The sequence below is a fragment of the Dysosmobacter sp. HCP28S3_G4 genome, assembly GCF_052065175.1.
GTDB lineage: Bacteria > Bacillota > Clostridia > Oscillospirales > Oscillospiraceae > Oscillibacter.
The window spans coordinates 35,499-56,819 of sequence record NZ_JBQHUP010000001.1 but is presented as its reverse complement, the minus strand read 5'-3'; the positions used below and the strand labels follow the sequence as shown (position 1 = coordinate 56,819).

Annotated in this window: 23 protein-coding genes; 16 read left to right on the top strand and 7 right to left on the bottom strand. The window is 63.9% G+C overall.

The features are described from left to right. The first annotated feature begins 3 nt into the window (after positions 1-3). From ACTNBU_RS00295 to ACTNBU_RS00270, 6 genes are all read left to right on the top strand, one after another. The gene (locus ACTNBU_RS00295; RefSeq protein WP_441029502.1) at positions 4-741 is read left to right on the top strand and encodes a YebC/PmpR family DNA-binding transcriptional regulator; all 738 of its coding nucleotides are present in this window, start codon (positions 4-6) and stop codon (positions 739-741) included. A gap of 158 nt (positions 742-899) precedes the next feature. Continuing rightward, positions 900-1,616: a 2-C-methyl-D-erythritol 4-phosphate cytidylyltransferase gene (ispD, locus tag ACTNBU_RS00290; RefSeq protein ID WP_441029499.1), complete on the top strand. Its 717-nt coding sequence runs from the start codon at positions 900-902 to the stop codon at positions 1,614-1,616. Positions 1,617-1,662: 46 nt separating this feature from the next. Beyond that, on the top strand, positions 1,663-2,139 hold the full coding sequence (gene ispF / locus ACTNBU_RS00285; RefSeq protein WP_441029783.1) for a 2-C-methyl-D-erythritol 2,4-cyclodiphosphate synthase: 477 nt from the start codon (positions 1,663-1,665) through the stop codon (positions 2,137-2,139). A gap of 36 nt (positions 2,140-2,175) precedes the next feature. Continuing rightward, on the top strand, positions 2,176-3,435 hold the full coding sequence (gene xseA / locus ACTNBU_RS00280; protein WP_441029496.1) for an exodeoxyribonuclease VII large subunit: 1,260 nt from the start codon (positions 2,176-2,178) through the stop codon (positions 3,433-3,435). Beyond that, positions 3,407-3,643: an exodeoxyribonuclease VII small subunit gene (xseB, locus tag ACTNBU_RS00275; protein ID WP_441029493.1), complete on the top strand. Its 237-nt coding sequence runs from the start codon at positions 3,407-3,409 to the stop codon at positions 3,641-3,643. Before xseA ends, xseB begins: the two co-directional genes overlap by 29 nt. A 98-nt stretch (positions 3,644-3,741) precedes the next feature. Beyond that, positions 3,742-4,650: a polyprenyl synthetase family protein gene (locus ACTNBU_RS00270; protein ID WP_441029490.1), complete on the top strand. Its 909-nt coding sequence runs from the start codon at positions 3,742-3,744 to the stop codon at positions 4,648-4,650. Positions 4,651-4,742: 92 nt separating this feature from the next. Here the strand turns inward: ACTNBU_RS00270 and ACTNBU_RS00265 are convergent, their stop codons facing one another. The 4 genes from ACTNBU_RS00265 to nth all read right to left on the bottom strand — a co-directional run bounded on the left by ACTNBU_RS00265 (position 4,743) and on the right by nth (position 6,643). Further along, entirely contained in the window at positions 4,743-5,162 is a 420-nt protein-coding gene (locus ACTNBU_RS00265; protein ID WP_441029487.1) for a hypothetical protein, read from the bottom strand. 3 nt (positions 5,163-5,165) lie between these two features. After that, positions 5,166-5,576, bottom strand: coding sequence for a hypothetical protein (locus ACTNBU_RS00260; RefSeq protein WP_441029484.1), 411 nt, complete (start codon positions 5,574-5,576; stop codon positions 5,166-5,168). 20 nt (positions 5,577-5,596) lie between these two features. After that, positions 5,597-5,854, bottom strand: coding sequence for a hypothetical protein (locus ACTNBU_RS00255; protein ID WP_441029481.1), 258 nt, complete (start codon positions 5,852-5,854; stop codon positions 5,597-5,599). A 144-nt stretch (positions 5,855-5,998) separates the two neighbouring features. Further along, complete coding sequence (gene nth, locus ACTNBU_RS00250) at positions 5,999-6,643, bottom strand: endonuclease III (protein WP_441029478.1); 645 nt, start codon at positions 6,641-6,643, stop codon at positions 5,999-6,001. A gap of 189 nt (positions 6,644-6,832) precedes the next feature. Here nth and ACTNBU_RS00245 point away from each other — a divergent pair, with 189 nt between their 5' ends. Further along, the gene (locus ACTNBU_RS00245) at positions 6,833-8,101 is read left to right on the top strand and encodes a replication-associated recombination protein A (protein WP_441029475.1); all 1,269 of its coding nucleotides are present in this window, start codon (positions 6,833-6,835) and stop codon (positions 8,099-8,101) included. On the opposite strand, the gene ACTNBU_RS00240 is transcribed toward ACTNBU_RS00245, so the two are convergent. Further along, positions 8,082-9,017, bottom strand: a complete 936-nt coding sequence (locus tag ACTNBU_RS00240) for a S1 RNA-binding domain-containing protein (protein ID WP_441029472.1) — start codon at positions 9,015-9,017, stop codon at positions 8,082-8,084. The genes ACTNBU_RS00245 and ACTNBU_RS00240 overlap by 20 nt on opposite strands. A 117-nt stretch (positions 9,018-9,134) precedes the next feature. Here ACTNBU_RS00240 and ACTNBU_RS00235 point away from each other — a divergent pair, with 117 nt between their 5' ends. From ACTNBU_RS00235 to ACTNBU_RS00195, 9 genes are all read left to right on the top strand, one after another. Further along, positions 9,135-9,332: a DUF951 domain-containing protein gene (locus ACTNBU_RS00235; RefSeq protein ID WP_441029469.1), complete on the top strand. Its 198-nt coding sequence runs from the start codon at positions 9,135-9,137 to the stop codon at positions 9,330-9,332. 205 nt (positions 9,333-9,537) lie between these two features. Continuing rightward, entirely contained in the window at positions 9,538-10,593 is a 1,056-nt protein-coding gene (locus tag ACTNBU_RS00230) for a D-alanine--D-alanine ligase family protein (protein WP_441029466.1), read from the top strand. Positions 10,594-10,645: 52 nt separating this feature from the next. Then, positions 10,646-12,010 (top strand): UDP-N-acetylmuramoyl-tripeptide--D-alanyl-D-alanine ligase, encoded by a 1,365-nt coding sequence (locus tag ACTNBU_RS00225; RefSeq protein ID WP_441029463.1) that lies wholly within the window; start codon positions 10,646-10,648, stop codon positions 12,008-12,010. Between the two features lie 28 nt (positions 12,011-12,038). After that, positions 12,039-13,937, top strand: coding sequence for a ribosomal protection-like ABC-F family protein (gene abc-f, locus ACTNBU_RS00220; protein WP_441029460.1), 1,899 nt, complete (start codon positions 12,039-12,041; stop codon positions 13,935-13,937). Beyond that, positions 13,918-14,727 carry a YdcF family protein gene (locus ACTNBU_RS00215; RefSeq protein ID WP_441029457.1) on the top strand — a complete coding sequence of 270 codons (810 nt, stop codon included), beginning with the start codon at positions 13,918-13,920 and terminating at the stop codon, positions 14,725-14,727. The genes abc-f and ACTNBU_RS00215 overlap by 20 nt, the downstream gene beginning before the upstream one ends. Before the next feature lie 34 nt (positions 14,728-14,761). Further along, positions 14,762-15,250, top strand: a complete 489-nt coding sequence (locus ACTNBU_RS00210; RefSeq protein ID WP_441029454.1) for a flavodoxin family protein — start codon at positions 14,762-14,764, stop codon at positions 15,248-15,250. A 40-nt stretch (positions 15,251-15,290) separates the two neighbouring features. Continuing rightward, on the top strand, positions 15,291-16,355 hold the full coding sequence (prfA, locus tag ACTNBU_RS00205; protein WP_441029451.1) for a peptide chain release factor 1: 1,065 nt from the start codon (positions 15,291-15,293) through the stop codon (positions 16,353-16,355). 78 nt (positions 16,356-16,433) lie between these two features. Further along, positions 16,434-18,104 carry an L-threonylcarbamoyladenylate synthase gene (locus tag ACTNBU_RS00200; RefSeq protein ID WP_441029448.1) on the top strand — a complete coding sequence of 557 codons (1,671 nt, stop codon included), beginning with the start codon at positions 16,434-16,436 and terminating at the stop codon, positions 18,102-18,104. A gap of 50 nt (positions 18,105-18,154) precedes the next feature. Beyond that, on the top strand, positions 18,155-19,555 hold the full coding sequence (locus ACTNBU_RS00195; protein ID WP_441029445.1) for an aminopeptidase: 1,401 nt from the start codon (positions 18,155-18,157) through the stop codon (positions 19,553-19,555). 65 nt (positions 19,556-19,620) lie between these two features. On the opposite strand, the gene proC is transcribed toward ACTNBU_RS00195, so the two are convergent. Continuing rightward, positions 19,621-20,424, bottom strand: coding sequence for a pyrroline-5-carboxylate reductase (gene proC / locus ACTNBU_RS00190; protein WP_441029442.1), 804 nt, complete (start codon positions 20,422-20,424; stop codon positions 19,621-19,623). A 26-nt stretch (positions 20,425-20,450) separates the two neighbouring features. Continuing rightward, the gene (locus ACTNBU_RS00185) at positions 20,451-21,296 is read right to left on the bottom strand and encodes a YwqG family protein (RefSeq protein WP_441029439.1); all 846 of its coding nucleotides are present in this window, start codon (positions 21,294-21,296) and stop codon (positions 20,451-20,453) included. Between the last annotated feature and the right edge of the window lie 25 nt (positions 21,297-21,321).

Sequence of the window (21,321 nt, the reverse complement as noted above, 5' to 3'; positions counted from 1 at the left end):
ACTATGTCCGGACATTCCAAATGGCATAATATTCAGAAGACCAAGGGTGCCGCTGACGCCAAGCGCAGCGCCGCCTTCACCAAGATCGCCAAGGAGATCATCGTGGCGGTGAAAGAGGGCGGCGGCAGCGGCGATCCCGCCAACAACTCCCGCCTGGCCACGGTCATTGCCAAGGCCAAGGCCGTCAACATGCCCAACGACAACATCAAGCGCACCATCGACCGTGCTCTTGGCGCCGGCAACACCGACAACTACGAGTCCGTTACTTATGAGGGCTACGGCCCCGGCGGCGTGGCCGTCATCGTGGAGGCCCTGACGGACAACCGTCAGCGCACCGCTCCCGAGGTCCGGCACTATTTTGACAAGTGCAACGGCAACCTGGGCGCCCAGGGCTGCGTGTCCTGGTCCTTTGACCGCAAGGGCGTCATCGTCATCGACAACGAGGACGGCGAGCTGGACGAGGACGCCGTCATGATGGACGCGCTGGACTCCGGCGCCTCTGATTTCGAGGCCGACGGTTCCGCACTGGAGATCACCACAGAGCCCGACGCTTTCAACGACGTGGTCAAGGCACTGGAGGCCAAGGGCTATACCTTCGTCAACGCTGACATCGAGATGGTGCCTCAGAATTACGTGACCCTCACCTCCGAGGGCGATGTCCACAATATGGAGCGTCTCATCGACTTCCTGGAGGACAACGACGACGTGCAGAACGTCTGGCACAACTGGGACAACGACTGATTGAACGACTGGATAAAAGACGGAACGGCAGGGCCGTTCCGTCTTTCGTTATAGAGATGATTTTCCCTTCGATGCCGGAACCCCGATTTCCCTTGCCAAGTGCGCCGTCAGGCGGTATAATACCGGTATTATGAGATCATCGGAGAGGGAGGATGGACATGGGCTTTTTCAGACGGTTCCAGGAGGCGCAGCGGCCTTTCTGCACGGCCATCGTGGCGGCGGCAGGCAGCTCCACACGCATGGGCGGGGAGGTCAACAAGCTGCTGCTGCCGCTGGAGGGCGTGCCGGTGCTGGCCCGCACACTGACGGCGCTGGATCTGGCCTCCCGGGTGGATGCCATCGTCATCGCCGCCCGGGAGGAGGACATCCTGCCGTTCTCCGAACTGTGCCGTACTTACGGCATCCAAAAGCCGGTGAAAGTGGTCCGGGGCGGAGACAGCCGGGAGGAATCGGTCCTCCGGGCGGCTCTGGAGGCCGATCCCCGCACGGAGCTGCTGGCGGTGCAGGACGGTGCCCGTCCGCTGGTGACGCCGGCCCTCATCGACGCCGTGGCGGAGAAGGCCGCCCGGTGCAACGCCGCCGCTCCCGCCATTCCTGTGAAGGACACTATCAAGGTGGCAGCGGACGGCACCGTCCGGGAGACGCTGGACCGCAGTACGCTGCGGGCGATCCAGACGCCCCAGATCTTTGAGGCGGATCTGCTGAAGGCGGCCTTGCAGTCCGCGCTGGAAGCCGGCGCGGAGCTGACGGACGACTGCTCCGCCGTGGAGCGTCTGGGCAAGGTGGTCTATCTGGTGGAGGGCGACGAAGCCAATCTGAAGATCACCACGCCGCTGGACATGACCATCGCGGCGGCGCTCCTGCAAAGCCGGTAAACGGCTGCGGGTCAACAAACGGGAGGTTTTACGCAATATGACAACTCTGCGGATCGGACAGGGATACGACGTCCACCGGCTGATATCCGGCCGGGACCTGATCCTGGGCGGCGTCCGGGTACCCTATGACCGCGGCCTGGACGGCCACTCGGACGCCGACGTGCTGACTCACGCCGTCATGGACGCGCTGCTGGGCGCGGCAAAGCTGGGGGACATCGGCAAGCTGTTTCCGGACACCGATGACCGCTATAAAGGCATCTCCAGTCTGGAACTGCTTCGCCGGGTGGGGGAGCGTCTCCGGGAGCAGGGCTGGGCCGTGGTGAACATCGACGCCACGCTGGTGGCCCAGGCCCCGAAGATCGCGCCCTACAAGGCGCAGATGGCCCGGAACATGGCGGAGTGTCTGGGCATCCCGGAGGAGCAGGTGAACGTGAAGGCCACCACTGAGGAGCATCTGGGCTTCACCGGCGACGGCTCCGGAATGTCCGCCCAGGCCGTGGCGCTGATCGAGCGGCTGGCATAAGCGTCTCCCGCACCGGGCGCAGGAAGGAGGATCCCTTTGGAACAGACCATTTATGACGTCTCCCAGGTCAACGAGTTCGTCAAGTCCCTGCTGGACGGTGTGCCCGCCTTACAGGACATCTACGTCCGGGGAGAGCTGTCCAACTACAAAATATACCCCTCGGGACACCACTACTTCACGCTGAAGGACACTGGCGGCGCCCTTCGGTGCGTCATGTTCCGGGGACAGGCATCCTGGCTGCGGTTCCGGCCGGAGAACGGCATGAAGGTCATCGCCCAGGGCCGCATCACGGTGTTCCCGCGGGACGGCGCCTATCAGCTGTACTGCAATTCCCTCTCGCCGGAGGGCGTGGGGGATCTGGCCCTGGCCTTTGAGCAGCTGAAGCAGAAGCTGTATGCCGAGGGGCTGTTCGACCCGGCCCACAAGAAGCCGCTGCCCGCCTATCCGGAACGGATCGCCGTGGTCACGTCCTCCGCCGGAGCAGCGGTCCACGACATGATCCGCATCCTGGGGCGTCGGTACCCCCTGGCCAAGGTGGTCCTGCTGCCGGTGCGGGTACAGGGCGCGGAGGCCCCGCCGGAGATCGTGGGCGCCATCCGCTACGCCAACCGCTGGAAGGTGGGAGACGTCCTCATCACCGGACGGGGCGGCGGCTCCATGGAGGACCTATGGGCCTTCAACGACGAGCGGGTGGCCCGGGCCATCTATGAATCGGAGATTCCCGTTATCTCCGCCGTAGGCCATGAGCCGGACGTGACCATCGCGGACTTTGTGGCGGACGCCAGAGCGTCCACGCCCTCCAACGCGGCGGAGATCGCCGTGCCGGATCAGGCGGAGCTGCTACGGTGGCTCCACGGTGCCGGCGAACGGATGGAGCAGGCGGAGACAAAGCGTCTGAAAGCCCTGCGGGAGCGGGTGGAAACCCTGTCCTCCCGCAGGGTGATGCGGGACCAGCTGGCCTATGTCCAGGACAAGCGGATGCTGCTGACCCATTTGCAGCAGCGGCTGGGGGATCTGGAAAACCACACGCTGTCTCTGCGGCGGCAGAAGTTTTCTGCTCTGGCGGCGTCTCTGGACGCCATGAGCCCCCTGAAGGTCCTGGGCCGGGGCTACGCCATGGTGCAGAAGGAGGACGGTGCATTGGTCCGGAGCTGGCAGGACGCGCCCTCCGGCACGCCGGTGACTGTGGTCCTGGGCGAGGGCGGACTGTCCTGCACGGTGGACCGCGCCTTTGCGGATAGCGGAAATAAGAGACGGAGGACAAGCCATGAGCGCACAGAAGAAAAAGACCTTTGAGGAACAGATCGCCCGTCTGGAGGAGATCGTCTCTCTGCTGGAGGCGGGGGACGCCCAGCTGGCGGATTCTCTGACCCTGTTTGAGGAGGGGACGAAGCTCATCGCGTCCTGCTCGAAAGAATTGGATCAGGCGGAGCAGAAGGTGGTCAAGCTGATGAAGGGCCCCGACGGCGCGCCGGTGGAGCTGCCCTTTGACAGCGAGGGCTGAGCAGTCTCCGGGCCGGATTGGATAAAGAAGTGTTCCCGTTTCGGGGAAAATTTTGATTTTGAAGGATGCCGCGCACAGCGGCGGAACAGGTGGTTACTATGGAACAGCTGGAATTTCAGCGGCAGATGGATGAGGCGCGGCAGATGGTGGAGCGCCGTCTGGCGGAGTTCTTTCCCGGCGGCGGATTGCAGGAGGCCATGCGGTACAGTTTGCTGGCCGGCGGCAAGCGCATCCGGCCCGTGCTGGCCATGAAGTTCTGTGAAGCGGCGGGCGGAACGCCGGAGGAGGCTCTGGACTTTGGCTGTGGAGTAGAAATGCTTCACACCTATTCTCTCATCCACGACGACCTGCCCTGTATGGACAACGACGATCTGCGCCGCGGACGGCCCACCAATCATAAGGTCTACGGCGAGTGCGCGGCTACGCTGGCGGGCGACGCCTTACAGGCGGCGGCCTTTCAGACGGTGCTGTCCGCCGACGGGACCTGGCGGCACGGCGGCGGGGCCATGTCCAAAGCCTTGGCGGCCCGCGTTCTGGCGGAGGCCGCCGGAGAGCAGGGCATGTGCGGCGGTCAGTATGAGGACACCCTGGGGGACGGGCAGTCCCACACGGAGGCGGAACTGACGGCCATCAACGATAAGAAGACCGGCGCACTGCTGCGGGCGGCCTGTCTCATGGGCGTTGCGGCCTCCATGGGCCGTCGGGCGGTGGACGAGTCCTGCTTCAATGCCGCCAGGGACTACGCCACCAACCTGGGATTGGCCTTCCAGATCCGGGACGACATCCTGGACGTGATCGGCGACGCCGCGGAGTTCGGCAAGCCAATCGGCTCCGACGCCTCCAACGAGAAGACCACCTATGTGACGCTGTTGGGCACGGAGGAGTGCGAGCGCCGGGTGCTGGACTATACGGAAAAGGCCAAAGCCGCCCTGGACCAGGGGAACTGGCAGGGTGATACGGAGTTTCTCCGCACGCTGGCGGATGTGCTGGCGGAGCGCCGGAAATAAGCCTATAGAACAATCAAACACCGGACTCCCTTCCCAACGCGGCGCGCCGCGCCGGAAGAAGGAGTCCGGTGTTTTCGTATGAACAGTCCATTTTACAGGATCAGCAGCAATCCCAGGGCGAACAGGACCTCCTCATCCGCCTTCTCCTCGTACAGGAGAAACAGCAGGATCAGCAGCAGAAGATCCCCGGTGTCCACGCTTTCCAGATGGAACCGGTCCAGCAGATGCCGCAGAAGCCGGCTGATGATGTCGCTGGTGTCCCGCTGGGAGGATGGACCGCTGGTATCCCATGCGCCCGGCCCATCCGGCCCGAAGTCGCCGGGCGGCGGTCCGCCGGCGGGTCCGCCGGTTCCCTCCGGATGGGGATGCCCGCCGCGGGGCGGGTCCGCTTTCGACGGTGGAGGCGGCGGGGGGGTGTCCGGACCGTTTTTCGGCGGCTTCTGAGGGCGCTCAGGCTCCTCCGGGACGCGGGTGTAGGACCCCCGGTCGTTGCGGATATAGCGGTTATACACCTGTCATCCCTCCCAGCTGGACAAGAATTTCTTTCCGATATGGATGATGCGGGCCAGCTGGAGCGCCCGCTCGATCTTCTCCTGACGGTCCTGGCGCAGATAGGGGCGCAGGGCGCCCAGCAGCTGTCTGGCGCTGCTGTTGTCGCTGCGGCCCAACTCCTGGATCACCGGGATCAGGCGGGTCAGCATCTGCGGGTCCAGTCCGCCGGAGAGCGCGGACAGGATATCCCCGTTTCCGCCGGAAGGCGGCGACGGCGGTGTCTGCGGCGGAGGCGGTGGGGGAGGGGGCGCCGCCTGCTGCTGGGGCGCGGGTCCGCCGCCCTGTCCGGACAGGGACTGGGCCAGCTGCATGATCTGCGCCATGCTGTCGGGATTGGACAGCAGCGCATTCAGTTTCTCATCAAATTCCGACACGCCGCCGTCCCTCCTTCCGGTTATTTCTGGACCGCCTTGTTGATGCGCTGGACCAGCGCCACCCCCTCGGGGCTGCGCATGATCTGGGACACCATCCGGGCCATCTCGGAGGTGTCGCCCCGGGCGGCGCTCTGGGCCGCCCGCTGGAGGGCCGCGCCGTGATCCTCCTGGGTCAGCATCCGCATCAGATTCTGTCCGTCCTGGGTGCGGAACAGCGCCTGAACGGTGCCCGGATTGTTTTTCAGTGTCTCAATGAGCTGTTTCGTCTTTTCGTCCATATGAAGCCTCCATGCGCCAGCAGAAATGTTAGCATCCCCCGCGCCGGCAGACATCGTCCGCCCCGCCGGCGCTTCATTGCAGTATATGTGCCGGGCGCAAAAAACGTGCCTGCGTGGGCCGCGCGCAGGCACGTTTCCGATCCCCTATGCTTTTTTTGCCGCTTTCCGGGTGTCGCAGTCCTTTGCCAGCGGACAGCCCTCGCATTTGGGGCTGCGGGCGGTGCAGGTGTCCCGGCCGAACAGCACCATGCGGTGGCAGAAGTTGTTGGACTCCTTGGGCGGAAGGACCTCCCGCAGCTGTCGCTCCACCTGGACGGGGTCTTTGGAGCCGTCGGTGATGCCCAGACGGCCGGTGATGCGGATGCAGTGGGTGTCGCAGACGTAGGCGGGCTGGCCGTATACGTCGCCCAGGATCAGGTTGGCGGTCTTGCGGCCCACACCGGGGAGGGACGTCAGCTCCTCCATGGTGCCGGGGACCTTGCCGCCGAACTGCTCCAGCAGCATTTTGGAGCAGGCCACGATGTCCCGGGCCTTGCCGTTGAAAAAGCCGCAGGAGTGGATGTACTCGCCCACCTCCTCGGGATCGGCTTCCGCAAAGCTCTCCAGGGAGGGGAACCGGGCGTACAGGGCGGGCGTCACTTTGTTCACCCGCTCGTCGGTACACTGTGCGGCCAGACGGACGGCGAACAGCAGCTCGTAGTCCTTTTCGTATTGCAGGGAGCAGAGACTGTCGGGATAGAGTTCTTTCAGCGTTTCAATAATACGGTTCAGCGCGGCTTTCGATTTCATGGCGGTCACCTCAAGGGACAGGATACCACAAAATCCGACAGTTTGCGAGAGGAAAATGCAGCAAAACCAAAAGGCAGCGGGATATGGAAAAACCTTTGATTTTTCTGTAGAATCCACAGAACGGTTGTGCTATAATATATGATTACCCTCGGTAAGTATTGCCGGGAGAACAGGAAAGGAGGGCACGCCATGCAGCGTCCCCTGGCGGATGAGATCCGTCCCAAGACTTTGGACGAGGTGGTGGGACAGCGGCACCTGCTGGCCCCCGGCGCGGTACTGCGCCGGCTCATTGAGAGCGGCGCTGACGCCAATATGGTGTTTTACGGCCCCTCCGGCACCGGGAAGACCACCATTGCCAATATCATCGCCCGACAGACCAACAAGACCCTCCACCGGCTCAACGCCACCACGGCGTCCTTGCAGGACATCAAGGACATCATCGCCGACGTGGGGACCCTGCTGGCCCCCGGCGGCATTCTGCTGTATCTGGACGAGATCCAGTATTTCAACAAGAAGCAGCAGCAGAGCCTGTTGGAGTTCATGGAGAACGGCTCCCTGACGCTCATCGCCTCCACCACGGAGAACCCCTATTTCTACGTATACAGCGCCCTGCTGTCCCGCAGCACGGTGTTTGAGTTCAAGCAGGTGATGCCGGAGGAGGCGCTGCCCGCCGTGGAGCGGGCACTGCGCATCGAGCAGGAGCGGTCGCCCCTGCCCCTGGAGTGGGAGGAGAAAGTCCCGCTCCAGATCGCCACGGCTTGCGGCGGAGACGTGCGGAAGGCCATCAACGCCGTGGAGCTGCTGTGCCGGGCGGCGTCGCCGGAGAACGGAACGCTGACCCTGACCATGGCGGACGCGGAGCAGGTGGCCCAGCGGAGCGCCATGCGGTACGACAAGGGCGGCGACGCCATGTACGACATCGCCTCCGCCCTGATGAAGTCCCTGCGGGGCAGCGACCCGGACGCGGCGCTGCACTATCTGGCCCGGTTCCTGGAGGCGGGCGATCTGGTGACGCCCTGCCGCCGTCTGCTGTGCTCCGCCAGTGAGGACGTGGGCATGGCCTATCCCCAGGCCGTCTCCATCGTGAAGGCCTGCGTGGACACGGCCATGCAGCTGGGCCTTCCGGAGGCGCGGCTGCCGCTGGCCCAGGCGGCCATTCTGCTGGCCACGGCCCCCAAGTCCAACAGCGTGGAGGCGGGCATCGACCGCGCCATGGCGGACGTCCGGGCGGGGCGCACCGGGGACATTCCCCGACAGCTCCAGAACGTCCACGCCGACACCACGGGCTTTGACAATAAGCAGCACTATCTCTATCCCCACGACTATCCCAACCACTGGGTCCGCCAGCAGTATCTTCCGGACGCCATCCGGAACGCGCGGTACTATGAGTACGGCCCCAACAAGAACGAGCAGGCCGCCAGGGCCTACTGGGAGAAGATCAAGGGGACGGATCAGTAAACACCGTCTCCACAGGTTCCTTTTCATAGCCTGGCGGGGAGTAGACCCACCGCTCCAGCTGGCCGTCGGTGATCTGATAGCGCAGGGGCGGGATGGCCGTCTCCGGCGGCAGCGTCTCGATGATGTGTAGCTTGATCTTCATCCGCTCCGGCCGGATGCTCTTGATATAGACGGAGACCCGGTCGCCCTCCCGCACACCGGCCTTCCGGTCTGCCAGACCGGAGAGATTGGGCGTCAGCTCCACAAAGCAGCCGTAGTCCTTGACGGACCGGACCACCCCCGGAACCGTGTCACCGGGATGGAAGCGGCTGGCATTCTCCATCCAGGTGCCCAGCAGCTCCTTATGGGTCATGGTGAACCGGGGAACGGCGGGGTCCACGTCGGCCACCGCCGCCAGGATCCGCTGCCCTGTCCGGAACCGGACAGCGGGATGTGGGATGCGGGAGACGGAGATGTTCTCAATGGGCAGCATGGCGACGATGCCGCAGCCGATGTCCAGGAAAGCGCCGAAGGACTCCAGATGCGTCACCACGGCGGAGACCACCGAACCGGGCCCCAGGGCGGAGAGGAACCATTCCTTCGCCTGTTCCTGTACGGCCCGGCGGGAGAGCCGGACCACAGGGGCGCCCTTTTCGTCGGCGCTGATGTCCGTCACAAAGAAGCAAACGGGCTTTCCCACCCGGCTCAGAAGGGCAATGTCCCGTCCGGAGCCGCTGATCCACGGGGCCACGGCCTCCTCCCGGGGCAGGAGCCCCCGGATGCCGCCCAGATCGATATACAGGTCCCGGCGGCTGTCACAGCGGACCACCGGTCCCTCCAGGATTGTCCGCTCCGCCATGGCCTCCCGCAGAGCCGGGAGCGTCAGAGCCGTCTGGGGCCGCAGCCCCTCCGGGAGATAGATGTTGTTTTCCGGCATTATTTCATCACACACCTTTTATGATCCATCATTGATCAAGTGATCACAGTTCGCGTCCGGCGCGGTTACAGACCATCTTATGCGCCGCAGCGCGGCAGTTTGACAGGAGGAACGACCATGGACCTGCATCTTCACGACCATGTGGAACTGAAAAAGCCCCATCCCTGTGGCAGCACCCAATGGGAGATCCTGCGGGTGGGCATGGATATCAAGCTCCGCTGCCTGGGCTGCGGCCATGAGCTGATGCTTCCCCGCAGCAAAGCGGAGAAGAGCATCCGCAAGATTCTGACACGGGAGGAGGAACCGAATCGATGAACAAGAAGACCCGGATCATGGCCCTGATCCTGGTGGCGGTCATGATATTCGCCCTGCTGGCGTCCATGGTCCTGCCCTACATTGCCATGTAATACGCACATTTCAGCCGTTTTTGGTTGTATTTCGGGGATAGCTGTGCTAAACTGTGTGAGACTGACATAGCCTTGGATAGAGACTGCACAGAGTGTGAGAAAAGAGGAATCGCATGAAGATCGTTGTATTGGCCGGCGGCATCTCAACAGAGCGGGAGGTCTCCCTGGTATCAGGCACCGGCATCTGCCGGGCGCTGCGGGAGAAGGGCCACCGGGCCATTTTGGTGGATATGTTCCTGGGACTGAACACGGTCCCCGCGAATCTGGAGACGCTGTTTGACGCGCCGGACGGACTGTGCCCCGACGCGGCCATCCGAACGGAGGCACCGGACCTGGAGGCCGTGCGCCGGAGCCGTCCGGACCAGGGCCCCAGCCATCTGGGGCCCCACGTGCTGGACGTCTGCGCGGCGGCGGACATGGTGTTCCTGGGCCTCCACGGCGAGGACGGCGAGGACGGCCGCATTCAGGCGGCGCTGGACCTGCTGGGCGTGCCCTATACCGGTTCCGGCCATCTGGCCTCCGCCGTGGCCATGGATAAGACGGTCTCCAAGCAGCTGATGGACGCGGCGGGCATTCCCACCCCCAAGTGGCGGCTGCTTGCCGATTATGCCGAGGACGTGGACCGTCTGGCGGAGGAGCTGCCCATGCCCTGTGTGGTGAAGACTCCCGGCGGCGGCTCGTCTCTGGGCGTCTATCTGCCGGAGGACCGGGCGGCGCTGAAAGCGGCGCTTCTGGAGGTCCTGCGCTACGGCAGCAAGGCGCTGGTGGAGGAGCGCATCTACGGCCGGGAGCTGACGGTGGCCGTGCTGGGCGACCGGTGGCTGCCTGCGGTGGAGACCGTGCCTGCCGGGAAGGAATTCGACTACACTGCCAAATATCAGGCGGGCGCCGCGCTGGAGACCTGCCCGGCGGATCTGACGCCGGAGCAGATGGCCGCGGCGGGAGAGCTGGCCCTGCGGGTCCACCGCTGTCTGGGACTGGAGGTCTACTCCCGGACGGACATGATCCTGGATCAGGAGGGACGGCTCTGGTGCCTGGAGGCCAACTCCCTGCCGGGGATGACGCCCACCAGCTTCGTCCCCAAGGAGGCCGCCGCCGTTGGCATGAGCTACGCCGACGTCTGCCAGGAGATTCTGGAGCTGTCCGCCCATATCCGGCGGAGAGGATAAGCATGACCGGGATGATTTCATTTCAGTGCCTGCGTGGCGCGTGGAGGGCAATATGCAGCCGTTTACAGTAAAAGAGATCGAGACCGCGGTGGGCGGTGTGTGGCAGAATCCGCAGGAGGGGCTTCCCGCTGTGACGGAGGTGTCCACTGACAGCCGGAAGATCCGGCAGGGATGCCTGTTCATCCCGCTGGCGGGCGAGAATTTCGACGGACACCGCTTCATCGACATGGCGCTGGACGCCGGCGCGGCGGGCTGTCTGTGCGCCAGACTTCCGGAGACGCTGCGCCCGGACAAATTCTACATTCAGGTGGAGGACACCCGTCTGGCTCTGAAGGCCCTGGCGAAGGCGTACCGGGAGCGGTTCGACATCCCCTTCGTCCAGATCACCGGCAGCGTGGGGAAGACCACCACCAAGGAGATGATCGCGGCGGTGCTGTCTGCCCGGTATCGGACGCTGAAAACGCCGGAGAACTTCAACAACGACATCGGCACGCCCCTGACGCTGTTCCAGCTGACACCGGAGCATCAGGCGGCGGTCATCGAGACGGGCATGAACCACTTCGGCGAGATCCGCTATCTGGGGGAGATGGTCCAGCCGGACATCGCCGTCATTACCAACATCGGCGACGCCCACATCGAGTATCTGGGCAGCCGGGATGGCATTCTCCAGGCCAAGAGCGAGATCTTCGAGAATCTGAAGCCCGGCGGTCTCGCGGTCCTCAACGGCGACGACGCGCTGCTGGATACGCTGGAGCTGCCCTTCCAGACCGTCCGGTGCGGCCGGTCCGCCCATTGCTCCGTCCGGGTGACGGACACTCAGGACCACGGCGTGGGCGGCATCACCTGCGACGTGGAGACGGAGAACAACACCTACCGTCTGGAGATCCCCGCTCCCGGCGAACACATGGTGTATTCAGCCTCCATGGCGGTGGCCGTGGGCGAACGGCTGGGGCTGACGCCGGAGGAGATCATCCGGGGCGTGGCCAGCTATGAGCCCACCGGCTCCCGGATGCGGCTGGTGAACCTGCCGGGGAACCGGACCATCCTGGACGACTGCTACAACGCCAACCCCCAGTCCGTGACCGCGGCGTTGGAGATCCTGGCGAAGACGGAGTGCGACTGTAAGATCGCCGTGCTGGGCGACATGGGCGAGCTGGGGGCGCTGACGGATCAGGCCCATTACAACATCGGCGCGCTGGCGGCCATGCTGGGCATCGATCAGGTGTTCGCCGTGGGCGCCAAGGCCGCCAAGATCGCCGAGGGCACAGAGAACAGCGGCGGCCAGGTCTGGCATTTTGCCACCAAGGAGGAGGCGCTGGCCTCCATCCGGGACAGCTTCGGAGACAATACGGTGATGCTCATCAAGGCATCCCACGCCATGCACTTCGGCTGGCTGGTGGAGCAGCTCAGCCGCTGACAAATATTTATCAGTTGAGTAGGAAAGTATGATCGAGATACAGATCGAAGGGCTGGTAAAGTCCTTTGAAATCGGAAAGAATATCCTGGACGGACTGACCTTTCAGATCGACCAGGGCGAGCGGGTGGGACTTCTGGGCCGGAACGGCGCGGGCAAGACCACCCTGTTCAAGATCCTGACCGGGGAGCTGGACTGGGACGAGGGCACCGTGATGGTGGGAAAGGGCCGCCGTCTGGGGCTGATCTCCCAGATCCCCGTGTACCCCGAGGGCTATACGGTGGAGGATGTGCTGCGCACCGCCTTCTCCCGGCTCCACAATTTGGCGGCGGAGATGGAGGAACTGGCCGCCAGAATGGCGGCGGGGGAGAGCGACCCGGCCATCCTGCGGCGGTACGGCGCTCTGAACGAGAGATTCGAGGCCTTCGGCGGATACGACACGGACGTGGCCGTCAACAAGGTGGCCAACGGCCTGTCCATCTCCGAGGCCATGCGGCAGCAGGAGTTCGCCAGTCTCTCCGGCGGCGAGAAGACCCGGGTCAACCTGGGCCGTCTCATTCTGGAGGACACGGATATCTTGCTGCTGGACGAGCCCACCAACCACCTGGACCTTCACGCCACGGAGTGGCTGGAGGAGTATATCCGGGGCTTCCGGGGAACGGTGCTGGTGATCTCCCACGACCGCTATTTCCTGGACCGCATCGTCACCCGGGTCATTGAGATCAACGGCGGCAAGGCGGAGTTCTACAGCGGCAACTACAGCTTTTACGCTGTGGAGAAGGAGCGCCGCTATCAGGAGCGGATGAAGCAGTACGAAAAGGAACAGGCCAAGATCGAGCAGTTGGAAAAATCAGCGGAACAGCTACGGCTGTGGGCATTTCAGGGCATGGACAAGACTTACCGCCGGGCCATCTCCATGGAAAAGCGCATCGAGCGGATGCGCACCACCTCCAAGCCCACCAAGGCCCGGAAGATGGATGCCCGGTTCAACGCGGCGGAGTTCCACGGAGACGAGGTTCTGTCCCTCCGGAATCTGGCCAAATCCTTCGGGGACAAGCATCTGTTCGACCACATCAGCCTGAAGATCGAGGGTGGCGAGCGCATTGCCCTCATCGGCGACAACGGCACCGGCAAGTCCACCCTCATCAAGATGATCATGGACGAGGAGTACCCCGACGACGGCCGCATCCGCATTGGTCCCCAGGTGAAGGCGGCGTATCTGCCCCAGATCATCCATTTCGACCATCCGGACTGGAATCTGGTGGAGAACATGATGGCCGCCAAAAAGGGCCTGTCGGCCCAGTCCGCCCGGAACCGTCTGGCGGCCTATGACTTCCGGGGCGAGGATGTGCTGAAGCCGGTGTCCGTCCTGTCCGGCGGTGAGCAGAGCCGCCTGCGGCTGTGTATGCTGATGGACGATGAGATCAATCTGCTGATCCTGGACGAGCCCACCAACCATCTGGACATCGACTCCCGGGAGTGGATCGAGGAGGCGGTGGAGGCCTACGACGGGACGCTGCTGTTCGTCAGCCACGACCGCTACTTTATCAACCGCTTCGCCACCCGCATCTGGGAGCTGGCGGACGGCACCATCACCGACTATCCCATGGGCTTCACCCAGTACCGGGCGGTGAAGGCACAGGAAGCGGCGGAAAAGAAAGCGGAACCAGTTGCTGTAAAGGAGAAGACCATCACAGAAAAGCCCCGTGGAAACAAGGCCCAGCAGGCGGCCCGGCGGCAGCTGACCATCTGCGAGAGGGACATCGCCAAAGCGGAGGAGCGGCTGGAAAAGCTGGACGCCGACATGGAGGCCGCGGCCTGCGATTACGAGAAGCTGAACGCGTTGCTGAAAGAGAAAGAGGACGCCCAGACAGAGCTGGACGCCCTGTACGAGAAGTGGGAGAGTTTGAGTGAGGCGGCAGAGGGTTAAAGTTGCAAATTACCGCGGAAAGCGCCGGGAGACGGGGCAGATCCGTCTGGTTATGGCGGTGGTGCTGGTCCTTGTTGGTCTGGTTCTGATATTGGTGCGCGGCTTGGGAATGCGGTTCTCCGGATTCCTCCTGCTGGGCACGGCGGCGCTGCTGGCGCTCTCCGTCTTTCTGGACCGGCAGGCCGGGGGCGAGCGGTGCTGGCAGATCGTCCGGCGGGTATTTTACGGTGTTCTGACCCTTGCGCTGGCGGTGCTGATCTCCATTGAGATGTTCGTTGTCCAGGAGGGAACGCGGAACTGGTCGGTCCTGCCCACGGACGCGGTGGTGGTCCTGGGGGCCGGCGTCAACGGCACCACGCCCTCCATGGCCCTGCGGACCCGTCTGGACGCGGCGCTGGACTATCTGGAGCAGCACCCGGACATTCCGGCGGTGCTCACCGGCGGTCAGGGCTACGGCGAGGACATCACCGAGGCCCAGTGCATGTACGACTGGCTCACCGCCCACGGCGTGGACGGCGATCGTCTGATCCTGGAGGAACAGGCCACCAACACGGCGGAGAATTTCGCCTATTCCAGTTCGCTGCTGGAGGCGCGGGGGATTGACACGGCGGAGGACTCCGTGGCCGTGGTGACCAACGACTTCCACGTGGCCCGCGCCCGGTTGGCGGCACAGAAGGCGGGCTATGGTGCCACGCTGGGCATCCCGGCGAAGCTGCCGTGGAAGCACCTCAGCGCGAACTACTATCTGCGGGAAGCATTTGCGGTTGTGAAAACCGTGATATTTGACTGATTTTCGGCGCCCCCTGGCGCATTTGGAGGCCGATATGAGCGACGTATTGTGTATTTACTATTCCCGGACAGGCCACACCGGAAAGGCCATGGAGGAGATCGGCGAGGCCCTGGACGCCGAGGTGGTGGGCATCACCGACAACGTGGCCCGGGGCGGCTGGCGGGGCTGGATCCGCTGCGGATTGGACGCCGTGAAGAAGAACACCGCCCCTCTGAACTCCTTTGAGACCTGCAAGCCGCTGGAGGAATACCGGCTGGTGATCCTGGGCACACCGGTGTGGGCCGGACGGTGCAGTTCCGTCATGCGAGCCTTTCTGAAGGCCTACGGCAGGAAGCTGAAGAACGTGGCCTATGTGGTCACCCGCAGCAGCGAGGAAAAGTGCGAGGACGTCTACCGTCAGATGGACGGCTATACCGCCCGTCCCCATCAGGCGGCAGTCTCTCTGCGCAGCGGCTCCGTGGGATATGTGTTCTGGGAGGAGGATTTCCTCCGGCAGGTGCAGGAGCTGCTGGCGGCGGAATAGCGTCCCTTTCTGATTTTGATGATCAGGAAGGAGAATCAAAATGCTGGACAAACTGAGAGAGCTGGCCCAAAAATATGATCTGCGCAGCGAGGAGCTGACGGATCCCGCCGTCTACGGAAATCCGGACAAGCTGCGGGCGCTGAATCAGGAGCTGCGGGAGCTGGAGCCGCTGGCGGAGGCGTACCATCAATATGAGGAGGCTTCCGCTGCCCGGGAATCCGCCCGGTCCCTGCTGGGCGACCCGGAGATGGGGGAGCTGGCCAAAGAGGAGTTTGCGGAGGCCCAGCGCCGTCTGGAGGAGCTGGAGGACCGGATGCGGATCCTGCTGCTGCCCCGGGACCCCAACGACCGCCGGAACGTGGTCATGGAGATCCGGGCCGGCGTCGGCGGCGAGGAGGGCGCGCTGTTTGCCGCCGCCCTTCTGCGGATGTACACCATGTACGCCCAGTCCAAAGGCTGGGGATTGGATATCGTCAGCCTCAGTGAAACGGAGCTGGGCGGTGTAAAGGAGTGTTCCTTGCTGGTTGAGGGCACGGACGTCTTCTCCCGGCTGAAGTTTGAGAGCGGCGTCCATCGGGTGCAGCGGGTGCCGGAGACGGAGTCCGGCGGCCGCATCCACACCTCCGCCGCCACGGTGGCGGTGCTGCCGGAGGCGGAAGAAGTGGACATGGAGCTGAATCCGGCGGATATCGAGATGCAGGTGTTCCGTTCCTCCGGCGCCGGCGGACAGCATGTCAACAAGACCTCCTCCGCCGTCCGGCTGATCCATAAGCCCACCGGCACGGTGGTGGAGTGCCAGCAGGAGCGGAGCCAGTTCCAGAACCGGGACAAGGCCATGCGCATCCTGGCCTCCAAGCTCTATGAGGAGGAACGGCAGAGACGGGAGGCCGCGGAGGCCGCGGAGCGAAAGAGCCAGGTGGGCAGCGGAGACCGCTCCCAGCGCATCCGGACCTACAACTTCCCCCAGGGCCGGGTGACGGACCACCGCATCGGGCTGACGCTGTACAAGCTGAACGCAATTCTGGACGGCGATCTGGACGAGCTGATCGACGCACTGGTCACCGCCAGCCAGGCGGAGAAGCTGAAAAACGGGGGAGAAGCGTAACTTCCTCCGGTTTTGAACCCACGGAAACGGGACAGAATCTCCCCGGGACAGCCGGGGAGGAGAGATAGAGGCGATACAATGGAAACGAGACTATTTGATCTGCGGGACACGAAGCGTCCCAGAAAAGAGATCGAGGACCAGATCATGGAGGCTGCGGCCATCCTCCGCCACGGCGGGCTGCTGGCCATCCCCACGGAGACGGTGTATGGCCTGGGCGCCAACGCCCTGGACGGCAAGGCCGTCCGGAAGATTTTCGAGGCCAAGGGACGTCCCCAGGACAATCCCCTGATCATCCACGTTCCCGGTCCCCAGTGGCTGACCCGGTACTGCGTGGACGTGCCGCCGCTAGCCTATGAGCTGGCCCGACGGTTCTGGCCGGGACCCCTGACCATGATCCTGAAGCGGAATCCGGTGGTGCCCGACGAGACCACCGCCGGACTGGACACCGTGGGCGTCCGCTGCCCGGACCACGCCGTCACACTGGCGGTCATCCGGGAGGCCGGCGTGCCTGTGGCGGCGCCCAGCGCCAACACCTCCGGACGGCCCAGCTGCACCTGTGCCGCGGACGTGCTGGAGGATATGAACGGAAAGATCGACGGCATCGTGGACGGCGGTCCCTGCGCCGTGGGCGTGGAGTCCACCATTCTGGATCTGACCTGCGATCCGCCCCGTCTGCTGCGTCCCGGCGGACTGCCGCTGGAAGAGCTGGAGAACGTGCTGGGCAAAGTGGAGGTGGACAAGGCCGTCACCATGCCCCTGACGGAGGGGGAGAAGCCCAAGGCCCCCGGCATGAAATACCGCCACTACGCGCCCCAGGCGCCTGTGACCGTGGTCACAGGCGCGCCGGAGAAGTCGGCTCAGGAGATCAAGCGCCGTCTCACGGAGGGCGCGGGCGTCATCTGCTTTGACGAATACGCCCCGCTGTTTCCGGGACATGAGGTCCACACCCTGGGCCCCAGCGGCGACAAACAGGCCCAGGCCCAGCGGGTCTTCGATGCCCTCCGGACCTTTGACGGCAGCGGCGTCTCCGAAATCTTCGCCCAGTGCCCCGACAACCGTGGGTTGGGTCTGGCCATCAACAACCGGCTGAAAAAGGCCGCGGGCTTCCATGTGGTGGACGCCGACGATGGCCGGGTCATCATCGGCATCACCGGCGGCACCGGCTCCGGCAAGACCAGCGCCCTCCGGGCCATTGAGTCCATGGGCGGCCAGGTGCTGGACTGCGACCAGGTTTATCATGGGATGCTTCGGACGGACCGGGGCCTTCAGCAGGCCATCACCGCGGAGTTCGGCCACGTCTTCGCCCCCGACGGCACCCTGGACCGCCAGCGGCTGGGGGAGATCGTGTTCAGCAGCAAGACCCGTCTGGAGCGGCTCAACGCCATCGTGCTCCGGTTCGTGAAGCCGGAGCTGGAGCGCCGCATTCAGGAGAACTCCGCCAGGATCTGCGCCATCGACGCCATCTCTCTGGTGGAAGCGGGACTGGATGAGCTCTGCGACCGTACCGTGGCGGTGACCTCGCCGCTGGAGCTGCGGGTCCGCCGCATCATGGCACGGGACGGCATCGACGAGCGGTATGCCCGGATGCGGATTGGTGCCCAGAAGTCCGACGACTATTACCGGGAACACTGTGACTGCGAACTGGAAAACGCCGCGGCCACACCGGAGGCATTCCAGGCGGAAGCCAGGAAGTTCTTCGAAAAGCTGGTGGAGCAGATCCGGGAGGAACAGCAGCACGGCGCTGTGTGACCGGACCATAATTTCTGCGCTGTAAGCGCATTTGGAGGTTTTGATGGACAATGTCTGACAAGAACAAGGATCTGAAGAAAAAGCTGTTCTCCCGGAAGAAGAACGGCTGGGATGAGATCAAGAAGGCCGATGTGGAGGCCATGGAAGCCTACTGTGAGGACTACAAGCGGTTTCTGGACAGCGGCAAGACGGAGCGGCTCTGCGCGGAGCAGATCATCATGCTGGCAAAGAAGGCGGGCTATGTCCCCTACGAGCGGGGCATGGCCCTGAAGTCCGGCGACAAGGTGTATGTCTGCAACCGGGGCAAGTCCGTGATGCTGGCCCATCTGGGAAACAAGACCCTGGAGGAGGGTGCCCAGATCGCCGCCGCCCATATCGACTCTCCCCGGCTGGACCTGAAGCCCAATCCGCTGTATGAGGACACGGAGCTGGCCTATTTCAAGACCCACTACTACGGCGGACTGCGGAAGTACCAGTGGCCCACCATTCCGCTGGAACTTCACGGTGTCATCGCCCTGAAGGACGGCACCAATGTGACCGTCAACATCGGCCACGACGCCGGGGACCCCAAACTGGTGATCACAGACCTGCTGCCCCATCTGGGCGCGGAGCAGGCCAAGAAGCCCCTGGCCCAGGCAATCCCCGCCGAGACTCTGAACATTCTGTTGGGCAGCCGTCCGGTGGGAGACGATGAGGGCAGTGACCGGGTGAAGCTGGCGGTCATGCAGATCCTCAACGAGAAGTACGGCATCACGGAGGACGACTTCACCTCCGCGGAGCTGGAGGCCGTTCCCGCCGCCAACGCCTGCGACATCGGTCTGGACCGCTCCATGATCGGCTCCTACGGCCACGACGACCGGGTGTGCGCCTTTGCGGCTCTCCGGGCCTTGCTGGATCTGGAGGAGACGCCGGAGAAGACCGCTGTCTGCATTCTGGCAGACAAGGAGGAGATTGGCTCCGATGGCGTCACCGGCATGCAGTCCGCCGCCTTTGACACCTTTATGGAGGACCTGTGCGACGCCCAGGACGTGCCTCTGCGGGTGTGCTTTGAGAAGTCCTTCTGCCTCAGCGCGGACGTGACGGCGGCCTTTGATCCCAACTTCTCCGACGTGTACGAGAAGCGGAACTCCGCCTATCTGAACTACGGCGTGGGCCTGTGCAAGTACACCGGCGCCCGGGGCAAGTCCGGCGCCTCCGACGCCAGCGCCGAGACGGTGGCCTACGTCCGCCATCTGTTCGACGACGCGGATGTCCTGTGGCAGATCGCCGAACTGGGCAAGGTGGACGCCGGCGGCGGCGGCACCGTGGCTATGTATATGGCCAACCGGAACATCACCACGCTGGACGCCGGTGTGCCGGTGCTGAGCATGCACGCCCCCTTCGAAGTGGTGGCAAAACTGGACTGCTACGAGACCTATAAGGGCATGAAGGCCGTCTATCAGGCGGAATAACACAATAACGCGAAAATGAGGAGCCTCCCATCTTTTCGGATGGGAGGCTCCTTTGCGTGTATTTCTTACTTTTTCAGCGCCACCGTCATCTCGTAGGCGGCGATGACGGCGTCCATGGCCGCCGCCCGGAAGCCCTGCTTCTCCAGAACACGGACGCCCTGGATGGTGGTGCCGCCGGGAGAACAGACGGCGTCCTTCAGCTCGCCGGGATGCTTTCCAGTCTCCAGCACCAGCTTGGCAGAGCCTAGTACCATCTGAGCGGCGAATTCCAGTGCCTTGGCCCGGGGCAGGCCGCAGGCCACGCCGCCGTCCGCCAGCGCCTCGATGAACAGGTCCACAAAGGCCGGCCCGCAGCCGGACACGGCGCTGCCCGCGTCGATGAGATGCTCCGGCAGCAGGGAGAACTTGCCTGCGCCGGACATGTCGGCGAGGAAGGTCTCCACAGCGTCCTCCGGGACACCACTCCCAACGGCGTAGAGGATCATGCCCTCGCCGATGGAAGCGGGGGTATTGGGCATGATGCGGATCACAGGATAGTCTCCGCCGGCCATCTGCCGGATGCTCTCAATGGTCAGACCCGCCGCCATGGTCACCAGAATAGGGGCCTGTTCCCGTCTGGCCAGGGTCTCCGCGATCCCTGCCAGCATGTCCGCCATCATCTGGGGCTTGACGCCCAGAAACAGATAGTCCGCCTGGGCCGCGGCCGTCTGATTGTCCACAGCCTGACAGCCCAGCTCCGCGGCAAGCGCCTGGGCCTTCTCCGCCGTCCGATTGGACAGCAGTACCTGGGCAGGGGAGACCTTACGGGATACAGCCCGGGCCAGGGCACCGCCCATGTTGCCGGTGCCGATAAATCCATAAACAGCCATTGGTATCACGTTCCTTTGTATGAAAATCATCCGCACTGGAGGACCAGCCATACCCGGTCAAACCGCCGGGCCAGCAGATCCTCTCTGCGAATATAAAAATAGATGCGTCCGCAGTCACCGAACATCAGTTCAAACTCGCCGTCCTGGACAGTATCTAGCTGAAACAGCAGCTGCCAGTCCTGGGTGGAGGTCCGCCGGGCCTCGTCCAGGGCATCCTGCGGGATGGGCTCAGTGCCGCCCATGTAAATGCCCCGGCTCACCAGCTCGCACTCCACGGTTATGTTTCCCTGCATGGTGTCCGGCCAGCCCAGCAGGCAGGAGCGATCTCCGACCTCCAGATCGCCACCGGCCATGGCACGGGCTACTTCAAATGTGTCCCAGTCTCCCTGTCCACCGGACAAGGCGAAGAAATCTTCGCCGTCGGGCCAGGACGGCTCCGCAGCCAGATCAATCCCCAGAGCGGGCAGACGGTACGGCTCCGGCAGATCATCGGGAAGTGCGGAAGGAGAGAGGGCGGCGGTGTCCGGGAACCAGAACACACGGGCACAGCCCGCGTCCGCCGGGTCAAAGCCCCAGCGCTGAGAACCCAGCTCGTAGAAGAAGGACAGCAGGCCCGTCTTTGGCAGCAGGCCATCCTTGTCGTAAGGCGACAGTTCCCCGCAGTCGAACTGGGCCAGAAAGGCCAGCGGACGGCACTTCACCGCATCGTCATCATAGGTGGCCGTCTCAAACACCGGCCACTGGAACCCGGCGGGGACATCCGGCACACCGCCGAAGCGGGTAAAAGATCGGGTATCCGGCACAGGTCCGGCAATATGCAGACGGATACTGTTTCTCTCCATAGCCTGGATCCGCTGAAGCATATCGTCCATCTGTATTTTCCTCCTTACAGGATCC

Bases quoted from the DNA above. Each gene is read 5' to 3' on its own strand.
- ACTNBU_RS00270 (WP_441029490.1), top strand. From the start codon at position 3,742: ATGGAACAGCTGGAATTTCAGCGGCAGATGGATGAGGCGCGGCAGATG.
- abc-f (WP_441029460.1), top strand. From the start codon at position 12,039: ATGATCGAGATACAGATCGAAGGGCTGGTAAAGTCCTTTGAAATCGGA.
- ACTNBU_RS00185 (WP_441029439.1), bottom strand. From the start codon at position 21,296: ATGGACGATATGCTTCAGCGGATCCAGGCTATGGAGAGAAACAGTATC.
- ACTNBU_RS00295 (WP_441029502.1), top strand. From the start codon at position 4: ATGTCCGGACATTCCAAATGGCATAATATTCAGAAGACCAAGGGTGCC.
- ispD (WP_441029499.1), top strand. From the start codon at position 900: ATGGGCTTTTTCAGACGGTTCCAGGAGGCGCAGCGGCCTTTCTGCACG.
- nth (WP_441029478.1), bottom strand. From the start codon at position 6,643: ATGAAATCGAAAGCCGCGCTGAACCGTATTATTGAAACGCTGAAAGAA.
- xseB (WP_441029493.1), top strand. From the start codon at position 3,407: ATGAGCGCACAGAAGAAAAAGACCTTTGAGGAACAGATCGCCCGTCTG.
- ACTNBU_RS00255 (WP_441029481.1), bottom strand. From the start codon at position 5,854: ATGGACGAAAAGACGAAACAGCTCATTGAGACACTGAAAAACAATCCG.
- ACTNBU_RS00230 (WP_441029466.1), top strand. From the start codon at position 9,538: ATGAAGATCGTTGTATTGGCCGGCGGCATCTCAACAGAGCGGGAGGTC.
- ACTNBU_RS00245 (WP_441029475.1), top strand. From the start codon at position 6,833: ATGCAGCGTCCCCTGGCGGATGAGATCCGTCCCAAGACTTTGGACGAG.
- ACTNBU_RS00225 (WP_441029463.1), top strand. From the start codon at position 10,646: ATGCAGCCGTTTACAGTAAAAGAGATCGAGACCGCGGTGGGCGGTGTG.
- ACTNBU_RS00240 (WP_441029472.1), bottom strand. From the start codon at position 9,017: ATGCCGGAAAACAACATCTATCTCCCGGAGGGGCTGCGGCCCCAGACG.
- ACTNBU_RS00200 (WP_441029448.1), top strand. From the start codon at position 16,434: ATGGAAACGAGACTATTTGATCTGCGGGACACGAAGCGTCCCAGAAAA.
- prfA (WP_441029451.1), top strand. From the start codon at position 15,291: ATGCTGGACAAACTGAGAGAGCTGGCCCAAAAATATGATCTGCGCAGC.
- ACTNBU_RS00235 (WP_441029469.1), top strand. From the start codon at position 9,135: ATGGACCTGCATCTTCACGACCATGTGGAACTGAAAAAGCCCCATCCC.
- ACTNBU_RS00210 (WP_441029454.1), top strand. From the start codon at position 14,762: ATGAGCGACGTATTGTGTATTTACTATTCCCGGACAGGCCACACCGGA.
- ACTNBU_RS00195 (WP_441029445.1), top strand. From the start codon at position 18,155: ATGTCTGACAAGAACAAGGATCTGAAGAAAAAGCTGTTCTCCCGGAAG.
- proC (WP_441029442.1), bottom strand. From the start codon at position 20,424: ATGGCTGTTTATGGATTTATCGGCACCGGCAACATGGGCGGTGCCCTG.